At 62.7% G+C, this 13,245-nt stretch carries 15 protein-coding genes; 13 read left to right on the top strand and 2 right to left on the bottom strand.

The features are described 5' to 3' along the window. Nucleotides 1-3 precede the first annotated feature (3 nt). From ABMA32_RS15185 to ABMA32_RS15165, 5 genes are all read left to right on the top strand, one after another. Nucleotides 4-207: a YgaP family membrane protein gene (locus ABMA32_RS15185; protein WP_349014580.1), complete on the top strand. Its 204-nt coding sequence runs from the start codon at nucleotides 4-6 to the stop codon at nucleotides 205-207. Nucleotides 208-287: 80 nt separating this feature from the next. Continuing rightward, a complete protein-coding gene (locus tag ABMA32_RS15180; RefSeq protein ID WP_349014579.1) occupies nucleotides 288-1,292 on the top strand; it encodes an efflux RND transporter periplasmic adaptor subunit in 1,005 nt (334 codons plus the stop codon). Continuing rightward, entirely contained in the window at nucleotides 1,289-4,474 is a 3,186-nt protein-coding gene (locus tag ABMA32_RS15175) for an efflux RND transporter permease subunit (protein ID WP_349014578.1), read from the top strand. Before ABMA32_RS15180 ends, ABMA32_RS15175 begins: the two co-directional genes overlap by 4 nt. A gap of 125 nt (nucleotides 4,475-4,599) precedes the next feature. Beyond that, on the top strand, nucleotides 4,600-5,169 hold the full coding sequence (locus tag ABMA32_RS15170) for a sensor histidine kinase family protein (protein ID WP_349014577.1): 570 nt from the start codon (nucleotides 4,600-4,602) through the stop codon (nucleotides 5,167-5,169). Continuing rightward, nucleotides 5,166-5,618 carry a histidine kinase dimerization/phospho-acceptor domain-containing protein gene (locus ABMA32_RS15165; protein WP_349014576.1) on the top strand — a complete coding sequence of 151 codons (453 nt, stop codon included), beginning with the start codon at nucleotides 5,166-5,168 and terminating at the stop codon, nucleotides 5,616-5,618. Before ABMA32_RS15170 ends, ABMA32_RS15165 begins: the two co-directional genes overlap by 4 nt. Before the next feature lie 48 nt (nucleotides 5,619-5,666). Here ABMA32_RS15165 and ABMA32_RS15160 read toward each other — a convergent pair whose 3' ends face one another. Together ABMA32_RS15160 and ABMA32_RS15155 are read right to left on the bottom strand one after the other, a co-directional pair. Then, nucleotides 5,667-6,305: an NrsF family protein gene (locus ABMA32_RS15160; RefSeq protein ID WP_349014575.1), complete on the bottom strand. Its 639-nt coding sequence runs from the start codon at nucleotides 6,303-6,305 to the stop codon at nucleotides 5,667-5,669. Then, complete coding sequence (locus tag ABMA32_RS15155) at nucleotides 6,305-6,841, bottom strand: sigma-70 family RNA polymerase sigma factor (RefSeq protein WP_349014574.1); 537 nt, start codon at nucleotides 6,839-6,841, stop codon at nucleotides 6,305-6,307. The genes ABMA32_RS15160 and ABMA32_RS15155 overlap by 1 nt, the downstream gene beginning before the upstream one ends. 167 nt (nucleotides 6,842-7,008) lie before the next feature. Here ABMA32_RS15155 and ABMA32_RS15150 point away from each other — a divergent pair, with 167 nt between their 5' ends. From ABMA32_RS15150 to ABMA32_RS15115, 8 genes are all read left to right on the top strand, one after another. Beyond that, a complete protein-coding gene (locus tag ABMA32_RS15150) occupies nucleotides 7,009-7,296 on the top strand; it encodes a BufA1 family periplasmic bufferin-type metallophore (RefSeq protein ID WP_349014573.1) in 288 nt (95 codons plus the stop codon). Between the two features lie 76 nt (nucleotides 7,297-7,372). Then, nucleotides 7,373-8,248 (top strand): MNIO family bufferin maturase, encoded by an 876-nt coding sequence (gene bufB, locus ABMA32_RS15145; RefSeq protein WP_349014572.1) that lies wholly within the window; start codon nucleotides 7,373-7,375, stop codon nucleotides 8,246-8,248. Continuing rightward, complete coding sequence (locus ABMA32_RS15140) at nucleotides 8,248-9,012, top strand: HvfC/BufC N-terminal domain-containing protein (RefSeq protein WP_349014571.1); 765 nt, start codon at nucleotides 8,248-8,250, stop codon at nucleotides 9,010-9,012. The genes bufB and ABMA32_RS15140 overlap by 1 nt, the downstream gene beginning before the upstream one ends. Further along, on the top strand, nucleotides 9,009-9,509 hold the full coding sequence (locus ABMA32_RS15135; RefSeq protein ID WP_349014570.1) for a DoxX family protein: 501 nt from the start codon (nucleotides 9,009-9,011) through the stop codon (nucleotides 9,507-9,509). The genes ABMA32_RS15140 and ABMA32_RS15135 overlap by 4 nt, the downstream gene beginning before the upstream one ends. A 238-nt stretch (nucleotides 9,510-9,747) precedes the next feature. Next, nucleotides 9,748-9,909: a hypothetical protein gene (locus tag ABMA32_RS15130; RefSeq protein WP_349014569.1), complete on the top strand. Its 162-nt coding sequence runs from the start codon at nucleotides 9,748-9,750 to the stop codon at nucleotides 9,907-9,909. A 443-nt stretch (nucleotides 9,910-10,352) separates the two neighbouring features. Next, nucleotides 10,353-10,805, top strand: a complete 453-nt coding sequence (locus tag ABMA32_RS15125) for a lasso peptide biosynthesis B2 protein (RefSeq protein ID WP_349014568.1) — start codon at nucleotides 10,353-10,355, stop codon at nucleotides 10,803-10,805. A 27-nt stretch (nucleotides 10,806-10,832) separates the two neighbouring features. Next, on the top strand, nucleotides 10,833-11,165 hold the full coding sequence (locus tag ABMA32_RS15120; RefSeq protein WP_349014764.1) for a hypothetical protein: 333 nt from the start codon (nucleotides 10,833-10,835) through the stop codon (nucleotides 11,163-11,165). A gap of 1 nt (nucleotide 11,166) precedes the next feature. Beyond that, entirely contained in the window at nucleotides 11,167-13,242 is a 2,076-nt protein-coding gene (locus ABMA32_RS15115; RefSeq protein ID WP_349014756.1) for an oxidoreductase, read from the top strand. Nucleotides 13,243-13,245 lie beyond the last annotated feature (3 nt).

Here is a 13,245-nt window from a genome sequence, read left to right as displayed (position 1 = left end):
ACAATGACGATCGATCGCGCGGTACTGATGTTTGCCGGTTCCATGGTCCTGATCTCGCTGGCGCTCGCACACTATGTGTCGCCTTACTGGCTGCTGCTCACTGCTTTCGTTGGCCTGAACCTGATACAGTCCTCCATCACCGGGTTTTGCCCCGCCGCCATCGTATTCAGGAAGCTCGGTTGCCAGACTGGCGTGGCGTTCAAGTAGAGGCGTCAGGCGGCTGGCCACTGCGATGGCCGGGCCGGCGCTCGCTTTGCCGGCCTGACCGTAATCTGGAGAACCCGTACATGCCGAAGCCAAGCTTGTTGATCTGCGCTGCCCTGCTCGCGGCAGTGCCTCTGCCGGCCACTGCGGCTGAGTTCGTCGTGACGCCCACGGTCGTTGCGGAAATGAAGGCCGTGTTCGGTCAGGTCGAGAGCCGAACCGTAGTTCCGGCCAGAGCGCGCATCGGCGGCACGATCCGCAGCATCCGGGTCAGCGAAGGCAGCGAAGTGAATGAAGGCGACGTTATCGCCACCGTCGTCGACGACAAGATTGCACTGGAAAGGCAGGCTGCCGACGCACAGTTGAAAGCGCTGCAGTCGCAGTTGCAAAATGCCCAGAAGGACTATGACCGGATCCAGAAGCTGCTGACACAGGGTATCGCCACCCAGAGCAGTCTCGACGCGCTGAGAACCCAACTCGACGTGATAACCAACCATGTCGTGGCCGCACAGGCCAGCAAGGCGGTGGTCGAGCAACGCGCGCGCGAGGGCGAAACCCTTGCGCCTGCCACCGGCCGCGTGCTCACGGTTCCCATGACGCCCGGTTCGGTGATCATGGCCGGCGAGGAAGTCGCCCGCATCGCGACAGGCCCCTACTATCTTCGGCTCTCACTCCCCGAGCGACACGCCTCGGAAATAAAGGAAGGCGATACGGTTCTTGTCGGCGAGCGCAGTCTTACAAGGTCGTTGTCGAGCGCGCCGTCGCAAGCCAGGCAGGGCACGATCGCCAAGGTCTACCCGGAGATCGACAATGGTCGCGTCATTGCCGATGTCGAGGTCGCGGACGTTGGCGACTACTTCGTCAACGAGCGCACGCTGGTGTCCATTCCCGTCGGCAAGCGTTCAGTGCTTCTCGTGCCGCCGCAGGCGGTCAAGACCCTGCACGGGGTCGACTATGTGCGCATCTCCGGCGCGCAGGGCGAAATTGATGTCGCGGTCATCCTCGGCGAGGCTATCGAGATCGGCGACGGCCCGCGCATCGAAATACTCAGCGGGCTCCGCGACGGCGACAAGGTCGTATTGCCATGAACCTCGGCATCGCCGGCAATCTGACACGCGCTTTTATCGGCTCGCCGCTGACGCCACTTTTTCTGCTGGCGTCGCTGGCGCTTGGCATGGTCGCCCTTTTGACGCTGCCGCGCGAGGAAGAGCCGCAGATCTCGGTGCCGATGGTCGACATCCACGTCGACGCCAACGGCCTGAAGGCGGAGGACGCCGTCAAGCTGGTGACGGAACCGCTGGAAACCATCATCAAGAGCATCGACGGCGTTGAACATGTCTATTCCCAGACGCAGGATGACGGCACGGTCGTCACCGCGCGCTTCGAGGTCGGAACAAGCGCCGACGCGGCGATCCTGCGGGTCCACGACAAGGTGCGCGCCAACCTGGACCGTATTCCTGTCGGCATTCCTGAACCGCTGATCGTCGGCCGCGGCATCGACGACGTGGCGATCGTCGTGTTGACGCTTTCGCCGACGCCGGAGGCGGCGGCGCGCTGGAGCGCGAACGACCTGACCAGGCTGACACGCGAACTCCAGGTTGAGCTGTCGAAACTGCCGGATATCGGGCTGACCTACATCGTCGGCGAGCAACCGGAGGAGATCAGGGTCGAGCCCGACCCCGAGCTTTTGTCGCTCTATGGCATCACGCTGCAGCAGCTGTCCGCCAAGGTCTCGGGCGCCAACAGTTCGTTCCGGATCGGCACGGTTCGCGAGGATGGCGAGCAGCGCACCGTACTCGCCGGGCAGACGCTCCAGGCCATGCCTGAGATCGGCAACCTGCTGCTGACCGCACGCGACGGACGCCCTGTTTATGTTCGCGATGTCGCCCGGATCGTGCTGGCTACGGAGCCAAACGAAAACCGCGTCACCGATGTGAGGAAGACCGATGCCGGGTTGACACGGGTTCCGGCGGTCTCGCTGGCGATCGCCAAGCGGCCCGGCACGAACGCTGTCGTCATCTCCGAGGAAATCCTGCATCGCGTCGAGCAGGTCCGGGGCCAGATTTTCCCGCAAGACGTCGAGATGACGGTCACGCGCAACTACGGCGAGACCGCCAACGAAAAGGCCAACGAACTTCTTTTCCATCTCGGGCTGGCGACGATATCGATCGTCTTCCTGGTTGCGATAGCCATCGGCTGGCGCGAGGCGCTCGTCGTCGCGGTGGTCATTCCGACGACGATCCTGCTCACGCTCTTCGCCTCGCGCGTCATGGGCTACACGCTGAACCGCGTCAGCCTGTTCGCGCTGATCTTCTCGATCGGCATCCTGGTAGACGACGCCATCGTGGTGATCGAGAACATTGCCCGCCACTGGGCCATGCGGGACGGACGCTCGCGCACGAACGCGGCGATCGACGCCGTCGCCGAGGTCGGGAATCCCACGATCGTGGCGACGCTGACGGTTATCGCAGCACTGCTGCCGATGCTTTTCGTGTCCGGAATGATGGGTCCGTACATGAGCCCGATCCCGGCCAATGCTTCGGCGGCAATGCTGTTTTCCTTCTTCGTTGCTGTGATGCTGACCCCCTGGCTGATGATGAAATTCGGCAAGGCTGATAGCGCCGCGCACGGGCATGATCACGCCGACGGAGGCCGCCTTGGCAGGGCCTATGTTGCCGTCGCCCGCCCGATACTCCAGTCGAGGAAAAGAGCATGGATTTTCCTCGCCGTGGTGGGCGTGGCGACCCTCGCGTCGCTCTCGCTGTTCTACACCAAGCATGTGACCGTCAAGCTGCTGCCGTTCGACAACAAGGCCGAGTTGCAGGTTGTCGTCGACCTTCCGGAGGGTTCATCGGTCGAGGCGACCGACCGCGCCCTGCAGGCAATCGTCGACCGTCTCCATGAGGTTCCCGAAATCGTCTTGTTCCAGACTTACGCGGGCACTGCCTCGCCCTTCAATTTCAACGGCCTCGTGCGTCACTACTACCTGCGCAATGCACCACAGCTTGGCGACGTCCAGCTCAATCTCCTGCCCAAGAGCGAGCGCGACCGCGCCAGCCATGCAATCGCGCTCGACATCCGCGAGCGCCTGAGCGGGATGGACCTTCCCCTTGGAACCTCGGTGAAGGTCGTCGAACCGCCGCCCGGCCCGCCGGTCATGGGTACGCTGCTCGCCGAGATATACGGCCCCGATCCGGAAACCCGGCGCGCCGTGGCGGACAAGGTACGCAAGTCCTTCGAGAGCGTCCCCTTCATTGTCGACGTGGACGATTCGTATGGGGCGCCGGCTCAGCGCGCGCGCGTCGCCATCGATCAGGACAATCTCGAATACTATCGTGTCGAACAATCCGACGTGTATGACACGCTGCGCGCCCTCTACGGCGGCGTGAAGGTCGGCTATTCGCACCGTGGTGGCGGTCGCCAGCCAATCTCGATCGTCGTCGCCCTGCCGAAGGGCGCAAAAGCGGTAAACGAGCGCGCATTGACCACGCCCGTCCCGGCGAACGCATTGCCGGGCGGGCGCGATGTCGTCGAACTCGGCGACGTGGTCGGCGTCTCGCGCGAAACCGCATCCTTTCCAATCTTCCGCCACAACGGTCGTGCAGCGGAAATGATCACGGGCGAGTTGGCAGGCGCCTACGAGGCGCCGGTCTACGGCATGATCGCCGTCGCGGCCGCCATCGACGGCGCTGACTGGGGCGATGTGCCAAAACCGGAAATCGCGCTGCATGGCCAGCCTGACGACGAGACGCACCCGACCCTGCTCTGGGATGGCGAGTGGGAAGTCACATGGGTGACTTTCCGCGACATGGGCGCCGCCTTCATGGTGGCTATCCTCGGGATATACATCCTGGTCGTTGCCCAGTTCCACTCCTTCAAGCTGCCGTTGGTCATCCTGACGCCCATCCCCCTGACCTTCATCGGCATCATGGTCGGCCACTGGCTGTTCAGCGCACCGTTTACCGCCACGTCCATGATCGGCTTCATCGCGCTCGCCGGCATCATCGTGCGCAATTCGATCCTGCTTGTGGATTTCATCAGGCACGCGCGGCGGCCGGACCAGCCACTAGTCGAAATACTTCTCGAGGCCGGCGCTATTCGCTTCAAGCCGATCATGCTTACTGCGATCGCGGCCATGATCGGCGCTGCGGTCATTCTGACCGACCCAATTTTCCAAGGCTTGGCGATTTCGCTACTTTTCGGTCTGATTTCGTCCACCGCACTCACCGTGCTTGTCATTCCCGCAATCTACGTGGTCTTACGAGACTGATTTGCTGAGGCCACAACTCAGTTCAGACGTGCAGCGAGAACACCGGCAGGCCAGAAGAAGCCGCCCTACCAGACCGCGACCGCACGCCACGGATCTTCAGAGAACGTACTCCGGTTCAAGACGACATGGGCGATCCGCGCCGCGACGATGCCGGCGACCAGACCCGGCATCGACCATCGGGCGACACCGTCACCGGCCTTGTGTGCTGCGATCGTCATCACGACAATGAAGGCGAGTATGCCGGCACGCTCGTCGGCCGCTCCGAGGCAGCACCGCGCGAACGCCTGGCATCGAGCGATGACGGCTTCTCGCAGACCACGATCGACGGCGAGACGTGGCGCGTCTACACAGTTCTCAATGCCGACCGCGGCGTTCAGGTGATGGTCGGCGACAACCTTCAGGTTCTCCGATCGCTCGTAAGCGACGTCATGACCGGCACGCTGCTGCCGATGACGCTCGTCCTCCCCATCGCCGGTCTCCTGATCTGGCTGTCGGTTCAGCGCGCCATTCGCCCGCTCGATCGCATGGCAGGACTTCTCCGCCAGCGACAAGCCGACGATCTGCGTCCGGTCGATCTGCCCGATGCGCCCGGTGAATTGCGGCCGCTCTCGATGCTATCAATGGCCTGTTCGGCCGCGTCGTCGGTACTCGGGAGCGGGAGAAGAGTTTCACGGCCTTCGCCGCCCACGAGTTGAAGACCCCGCTCACCGGCTTGAAGACACAGGCGCAGATCGCGCTGGCGTCGGATGATCCCGGGATCCGTCGCCACGCGCTCGAACAGGTCGCGGGTGGGGTCGACCGCTCGTTGCGGCTGGTCCGGCAACTGCTCGATCTGGCGGCGGCCGACGCGAATGAGGAGCGGGGGACCAATTTATCCGCCGATCGCGCGGCGATCATCCGCGATAGCTTGCAGTCCGTGGAGAGCCTTGTTGCGCGCCGTGCCGTCGTGATAGACGTGCAGGGCGCCCATGAAGGGATCGTCGCCTGCGACCGGGCACTCGCGACGACGGCACTTCGCAACATCGTCGAGAACGGCGTGCTGCACTCGCCGGCTGCCGGAACGGTGAGGATCGTCATGTCGTCATCCGGTCAGGAAATGCGCTTCGAGGTCATCGACGCGGAACCCGAAGCGAATCTCTCATAGCCGGAAAGAACCTCCAGGCCACAAGCGTCGCGGCCCGCCGAAGACATCTCACCACCTGGCGAAAGTGCGCCCAGCCAACGCGCCGGCAATTACAAGGATTGCAATCGCCAGCGGATACCACGTCGCGACGAACAGCGGCGAATCGTCAAAGCAATGCGCCGCATAGAATGTCGCCGCCAGGCCGCCCGAGACGAGGCCGGCGACCGCTCCGGCGAGCTCAGGACGGGTAGCAGCCCCGTGGCGCAGAGCGACCAGAAACGCGGCGAGCGGCCCGATGCCGATGAGCGGGATGAACGTCATGCAGAGCATCGCGTTACTGCCGATCCAGCGCTGACGAAGTTCATCGACGGGAACGACCATCATTTCCAAGCCGGCAGCGACGAGCAGCAACGCAGGCGCCAGGAGCAACATGGGCAGGACGGACGGCACCGACGCGCCCGGCCGGGCGAGCGACTTCAGCGCGAGAAAGGCGGTGCCGAGAAGCGTCAGCGTGACCACAAACTTGAAGAGAAAGCGCGGCGTCTCGGCTGCCGCAGCGATGTCGGGACGCGGGCCGATCGCGATGAAGAACACGGCGGCGGCGACAACAAAAGCTGCGCCCGCGGCGAGCGACCAGGCGCGCGCCATCGGCAGAGCGGGGCGAGCTGCGTCGGCTGAAAGTGTCCTGATGAGTTGTTCCGTGTCCATCAGCCCCGCCCAAACTTCTTCGCAATGACGGCAAGGCCGCGATGCAGGGCGACGCGCACCGCTCCTTCCGTCATGCCGAGCGCCTCGGCCGTCTCGCCGATGGAGCGGCCATCGACCGAGATCGAGGAAACCACGGCGCGCTGGCCGGGCGCCAGACTGTCGAGCACGCGGCCGATGTCGCGTTCGCTTGCAGCCTCCTCCGGCTCCGGCGCGGGTGGATCGAAGGCGTCGTCGAGGACAACCTCCATGCGCCTGCCTACTTTCCGAAACGCATCGATCATCTTGAAGCGCGCGATGGCGTAAAGCCACGGGCCGACCGGCAGGTCGCTCTGCCAGGTGTGGCGTTTCAGATGGATTGCCAGAAGCGTTTCCTGCACGACATCCTCGGGATCGATACTGCCCTGCGCCAAGCGCTTGCGCGCAAAGCCGCGGACAAGTGACGCAGCCCGGCGAAGAAACTCGGCATAGGCCTTTTCGTCACCCTGGAGTGCGGTCCTGAGCAGCCGCGCCAGTTCGGCTTCCTCGCCGCCATCCACGAGACATTCTCCTGTTCGCCGCGCAGGGCGGCCTTGTTACACCTGAGCCTTCGCGAGTGAAAGTCAATCACGAAACGGTGAGGCCGTAACGACGCGCTTTCCCAAAGCGAAGTCGATGGTGTCCGCCCGAAAGACGGACACCAGAAACCCTCCAGGAGGACTGTTACATGAACCGCAACACCATCGCTCTGGCGCTAGCCGGATCCCTTTCGGCCGCCCTGTCGACAGCCGCGTTCGCGGCGCCAATGACCGCGGAACAGATGAGCGGCAAGGAGAAATGCTACGGCATCGCGCTCGCCGGGGAAAACGACTGCGCCGCCGGCGCCGGCACAACCTGCGCCGGCACGTCGACCATGGACTATCAGGGCAATGCGTGGAAAGCCGTGCCTGCCGGTACCTGCACCACGATGGATGTGAACGGCCACATGGGCTCGCTCGAACCCAAGGCAATGTAAGCTTCCAGTCGGGGAGGCCAGCGCCACCGGCCTCCCCTTCCATCGACAAACCAACAGGTCTGCCATGACCCCTAAGATGACGAGCCAAACCGATCGCCTGCCACCACGAGCGGGGTTGGGCCTGAAACCCGAACACTACGCCGACATTCTCGACAGCCGTCCCGACGTCGGCTTTTTCGAGGTGCATGCGGAAAACTACATGGGCGACGGCGGCGCGCCGCATCGATATCTGGAAGCCATCACGGAGCGCTATCCGCTTTCATTGCATGGCGTAGGGCTTTCGATCGGCGCCGCCGGCCCCTTGGACAAGGCACATCTGGCGCGCCTGAAAAAGCTGATCGAGCGCTATCGTCCGCACAGCTTTTCCGAGCATCTCGCCTGGTCGACGCACGACGAGGGTTTCCTGAACGACTTGCTCCCGCTGCCCTATACGGACGAAACGCTGGAGCGCGTCGCCGCGCATGTCGACGAAGCGCAAGAGGTGCTCGGTTGCCGCATGCTGCTCGAAAATCCGTCGACCTACATCCTGTTCCAGGAAAGCACGATCGACGAGATCGACTTTCTCGCAGCAGTCGCCACACGCACCGGGTGCGGCCTGCTGCTCGACGTCAACAACGTCATGGTCTCGGCGGTGAACCACAAGCTCGATCCACTCGCCTACATCGATCGTTTCCCGGTCGACCTTGTCGGTGAAATCCATCTTGGCGGCTACGACGAAACTGTCGACGGCGTCGGCGACCGGCTGCTGATCGACGCGCATGGGAGCGCGGTGAAGAGCGACGTATTTCTCCTCTACGAACATACGCTTTCACGTTCAGGACCGGTTGCCACACTGGTCGAGTGGGACAATGACGTGCCTGATTTTGCAAATCTGTTTGCGGAAGGGCAGCGGGTCGATGCTGCGCTTACCGCCGAAACCGCACGGCGCAACCTGAGGCATCGGGCCGCCTGATGTTCGAGGCAACGCAGGCGGCCTTCGCCAGAGCCCTTCTCGACCCGCGCGCCGCGCTACCCGACGGCGTGACAACTGCGCGCGGCGCAGGCGATCCCGCCAGGTTCGCGGTCTATCGCAACAACGTCTTCGTCAGCCTGACGGGGGGTCTAGCTAAGCGCTTTCCCATTGTCCGGCGATTGGTGGACGAGGAATTTTTCGCAGGCATGGCGAGGGTCTATGCGGGTCTGAACAAGCCTAGTTCGCCGCTGATGTTTCGTTACGGTGATGGCTTTGCCGATTTCATCGCAGGCTTCGGGCCGGCGGATGGACTGCCCTACCTTGCTGACGTCGCGCGCATCGAGGCGGCCTGGACGGTTGCCTACCACGCCAGCGATGACAGCCCGCTTGGTATCGATGAGTTGGCGGCGCTTGCACCTGAACTGCTCAGCGACGCAAAGCTTGCGATACATCCCGCGGCAACAATCATTCGTTCGCGCTTTCCGGCCGGTTCGATCTGGGAGGCGCATCAGGGCAATGTCGTTGCCCCAATGCGTTCGACCAACGCCGAGACGGTTTTGGTCGTGCGCCCGAGACAGGAAGTCTGCGTACGCATCCTGCCTGAACACGATGCGACCTTCGCAGAGGCTCTGTTCTCCGGGGAGACGCTGGGCCGCGCCGCCGGGCGGGCCTATCAACCGGATTTTGATTTCGGCGCCGCGCTTGTCGGGCTTGTCTCCCTCGGCGCGTTCGCTGGCATTGCCCAAGAGGAGGAGGCAACGTGAAAGCGGACATTGTTCCCACGGCACAGGAAGCTCAACCGTCGTTGCTGGGGCGCGCCGAGTGCCTTATCGCGTCGATTCCGCATTGGCTGCCGCTGATGACGCTACGCGTCGCGCTGGCGGTGCCGTTCTACAAATCGGGCCTGACCAAGTGGGACGGCTTTTTGCAGCTTTCGGGCGGAGCTGAATTCCTGTTCACCTCGGAATTCCGGCTTCATATCCTCGGCCAGCAATATCCCTACCCGTTCCCGCTGGCAGCGGCCTATGGCGCAGGGATTGCCGAAATCCTGCTGCCAATCCTTCTGCTACTTGGGCTATTCACTCGTTTCGCAGCAATCGGCATCCTCGCCATGACGGCGGTGATCCAGATTACAGTGCCCGAAGGATGGGCGAATTTCCATTTGCCCTGGGCCGCTATGGCCCTCGCGCTGGCAAGCTTCGGCGGCGGCAAGTTCTCGCTCGACTTTCGACTGAGAAGAACCAAGTGCATGGATAGGTGATGGCTGCGCTCCCCCAGTGATGGGACTGATGGAACTTGCCGCCTGCCGGAGAGCTCGTCTGTCGAGCCCGACAACGCCAAGGATCGGCGTTGAAATCATGGTAGCCATCCCGCAACTGCGGCGATGACGAACACGACGGCCCCAGCGGCTACGGCGAACTCGATGGCACGGGTCATCGTGGAACCACCAGACTAGGTTCGCGATTATTCCCCGCGGCTATGTCTACCCGAGCCCCTTCATGACCCCAACGACCATTTCGATTCTCGCTGGAATCCTCGCCGGCGTCTGCCTTGGCTTGCTGTTCGGCTTGTTGCTGCCAGGTCTTGCCGTTGGCGCGACCGCAGGTGTCCTCGCTGCAGGTGTGATCGACGACGTCGCTGATCGGAGGGCCAGCCCATAGCCCATTCCCCTCGTCCGCGGAGGAGTGCTTATACCTTCTGAAGGAAGGCGTGCGTCTCTACAGAGCCGGCGGTTTCGTGTTTCTGGATCATCTGTCACCGCCTACGCCGCAACCGGAAGCGACTTCACGTAGCACTTCAAGATCCTCGACGAGGATCAACGTGCTGCGCCCGTTCTTGCGAGGGGTGAGCTTCTTCTCGGAGAAGAGCTTTTAGCTGTAGGTCCGCGAGATGCCGGTCATTTCGACCTCCTCCGGAATCGAGACTGCGAGCTTGGGCTTCTTGCCCCCAAGCCTGGCGGTGAGATATAGCCGGCAGTCTAGCGTCAAGTTCCATCAAAGGCGGGTCGCCAGATGATTTTCTTGCAGAACCGTCTGCTTCGCACGAACAAGGCAGAACCGGCTGCAAGCCGTTGCCTTAGTGATCTGAGCCAAGCAGTTCGTTAATGCAATCGGCTTTGGACCGCCTGCCGTTTCGATGGAACCTCTGGGCCTCGGCGCGGCTACTCCCGCTGGTCGCCAAGCGCGGCTCCTTGGGAAAGCTCCTTGAACTCGCCACGCCGGACGACAGCCAGACGGCGGACTATTCCGGAATGTCCCATCAGGAAATCCTCGGCGCGGTGAAGGCCGTAACGCGCCGTCCCTGGCGAATGCGCGGCCGCCGGTGTCTGCGCGAGGGGCTGCTCGGATACCGCTTTCTCGCCATGGCAGGATACCGACCTATTCTGCATTTCGGGGTCATACCATCGACGATGGCAACGGATCGGCCACGCGCGCATTGCTGGATCAGTCTGGACGGCGAAGTCGTGCTCAATCCCGCGACCGAGCCGATGCTCGAACTCTTCAGCTACGAAGGATCGGTCCCGGCAAAAATGCCGGGGATGCCCGATTTCGGGTGATTCAGCGTTGGATGCTACGACAGGCCCGTGGCTTTGCAAATTGTCACTGAAGTCAGCGCGGGGGCAGGAGCGAGGTCGATCGAGATCGCGAGCGGGTTTTCTGCCGATGGCGCGCTTGAAACCGCAGAGCATGTTCTACAGCAGCATCTCGGGCTGCAGCTGCCGCAGTTTTCTCTGGCATGGGCCGAGGGGAAGAACATCTCCGCCATTTCACATTTCACCACAAACACCAAACCGTGTCGCATCCCCGCCGAAACGTCGGGCCGAAATGCATTGCGGAGCATATTGATATGTGCTTATTATGCGACTGTTCAACAAGCAGAGTTCGACCGCTGGCATGGGCTGCGATCCAAGATATGAGGTGTTGTTCGAGCCGATTAGGATAGGTCCTGTCACCGCTCCGAACCGCTTCTATCAGGTGCCGCACGCGAGCGGCATGACGAACGCGCTGCCGCGAGTCCGCGCTGCCTTCCGGGAAGCCAAAGCCGAGGGTGGTTGGGGGGTCATCTGCACCGGCGCCTGTTCTGTAGATCCCAGTTCCGACGATACGCCGCTGCCCTTCGCGACGATGTGGGACGGCAACGACATTCGCGCCCACGCGCTGATGACTGAAGCAGTCCATCGACACGGTTCACTTGCCGGCGTGGAATTGTGGCACGGCGGTGCGTCTGTGATGAACAGGACAAGCCGTTTGCCGCCGCTGTCGCCGTCGGGCATTCCGTGGATGGCGACCCATGTCGGCTTCATGGGCAATTTGCGTCCGAAAACGATGGACAAGGCCGACATCCGCGCCGCGCTTGAATGGCAAGCCGAAGGCGCACGCAAGGCGCGCACGGCAGGTTTTGACGTCGTCTATGTCTATGCCGGCATGGGCTATCTCGGCTACGAGTTTTTGCTGCCGGAATACAATCAGCGCACCGACGAATATGGCGGCTCGATTGAGAACCGCGTTCGCTTCGTGCGCGAACTGATCGACGTAACAAAGGATGCCGTCGGCAAGGATTGCGGTGTTGCGTTGCGCGTCAGCCTTGAGGAACTACGCGGCCGGCCGGGACGCAACCAACCGTCCGAGGCGCACGAGTTGGTCGAGCTTCTGGCAGACCTGCCCGATCTCTTCGACGTCAAGATGGATTCCAGCCCGACCGATTGTTCAGCGTCCCGCTTCACCGGTGAGGGCAGCCATGAACCGATCATCGATTTCGTCAAGACCCTGACGAAGAAACCTGTCGTCGGCGTCGGTCGCTTCACTTCGCCGGACACGATGGTCTCGCAGATCAGGCGTGGCGTTCTCGATTTCATTGGCGGCGCCCGGCCTTCGATCGCAGACCCCTTTTTGCCGGCAAAGATTCGCGAGGGACGTGAGGCGGAAATCCGTGAATGCATCGGATGTAACATCTGCATCTCCAGTTGGCACGACGGCGTGCCTGTTCGCTGCACACAGAACCCGACCGCAGGGGAGGAATGGCGTCGCGGCTGGCATCCCGAACGGGTGCAGCGCACATCGCATCCCGAACGGGTGTTGATCGTGGGTGGCGGGCCAGCCGGACTAGAATGCGCGCTGACGCTCGGCCGCGGTGGCCATGAGGTGACGCTGGCCGACAGTAGCTCTTCATTCGGTGGCCGGCTGACCTTCGAGAAGACGCTGCCTGGGCTGGCGGCATGGAATCGGGTCGTCGACTATCGCCTTGGCCGGCTGGACGAAATGTCGAACGTGTCGCTCTATCTGGGAAGTGCCCTCGGCGTAGACGAGATTATCGAACTGGCCCCTCAGCGCGTGGTGGTGGCAACCGGCGCGCGCTGGACCAACATGCTCTATAAGTCGATGGAAATTCCTGTCGGCACGCTCGATGATCCACAGGTCTTTACGCCGGACGATATTGCATCGGGCCGGCTGCCGGATGGTCCGACGATCGTCTTTGACTTTGACAATTATTACATGGGCGGCGTGCTGAGCGAGTATCTCGCGCGCTCGGGGAATTCCGTCAGCTACGTGACGCCGGCCGGCCAGGCATCCGCCTGGACGATCATGACCAACGAACTGCCGCTCGTGCATCGCGCCCTGGCTGAAAGGCGGGTTCCGGTCACGACGCTGCATCTGCTGAAGTCGTTCGACGGTGAGACGGCGACCTTGGCCCATGTTTTCACCGGCGAGGAAATGCGTGTCGCATGCCGTTCTGTCGTGATCGTCGGCCTGCGCAAGCCGAGAAACGAACTCTATGACAGCCTGTCAGCGCGTGCGGATGAACTTGCGGCATCCGGTATCCTGAGCGTCGATCGGATCGGCGATGCGTTGGCCCCCGGCGCGATCGCACACGCTGTGCACAGCGGCCACAAGCTTGCGCGGGAACTTGGCCTGGTCCTGCCGTCGCGGCCGTATCGCCGCGATATGCCAATCGTCGATCTCGAGGATTTTGATCTGCGCGCGGCGGCGGAGTAGGAG

It is taken from the genome of Mesorhizobium quangtriensis (genome assembly GCF_040081925.1).
In the GTDB taxonomy this organism is placed as follows: Bacteria; Pseudomonadota; Alphaproteobacteria; order Rhizobiales; family Rhizobiaceae; genus Mesorhizobium_K; species Mesorhizobium_K quangtriensis.
The sequence above is the reverse complement of the archived record's forward strand: the minus strand, read 5'-3'. Positions and strand labels throughout refer to the sequence as shown.

Coding starts and splice junctions, on each gene's coding strand:
- ABMA32_RS15150 (WP_349014573.1), top strand. CDS start 7,009: ATGAACCGCAACACCATCGCTCTGGCGCTAGCCGGATCCCTTTCGGCC.
- ABMA32_RS15125 (WP_349014568.1), top strand. CDS start 10,353: ATGCAATCGGCTTTGGACCGCCTGCCGTTTCGATGGAACCTCTGGGCC.
- bufB (WP_349014572.1), top strand. CDS start 7,373: ATGACGAGCCAAACCGATCGCCTGCCACCACGAGCGGGGTTGGGCCTG.
- ABMA32_RS15170 (WP_349014577.1), top strand. CDS start 4,600: ATGGGCGATCCGCGCCGCGACGATGCCGGCGACCAGACCCGGCATCGA.
- ABMA32_RS15130 (WP_349014569.1), top strand. CDS start 9,748: ATGACCCCAACGACCATTTCGATTCTCGCTGGAATCCTCGCCGGCGTC.
- ABMA32_RS15175 (WP_349014578.1), top strand. CDS start 1,289: ATGAACCTCGGCATCGCCGGCAATCTGACACGCGCTTTTATCGGCTCG.
- ABMA32_RS15160 (WP_349014575.1), bottom strand. CDS start 6,305: ATGGACACGGAACAACTCATCAGGACACTTTCAGCCGACGCAGCTCGC.
- ABMA32_RS15140 (WP_349014571.1), top strand. CDS start 8,248: ATGTTCGAGGCAACGCAGGCGGCCTTCGCCAGAGCCCTTCTCGACCCG.
- ABMA32_RS15185 (WP_349014580.1), top strand. CDS start 4: ATGACGATCGATCGCGCGGTACTGATGTTTGCCGGTTCCATGGTCCTG.
- ABMA32_RS15180 (WP_349014579.1), top strand. CDS start 288: ATGCCGAAGCCAAGCTTGTTGATCTGCGCTGCCCTGCTCGCGGCAGTG.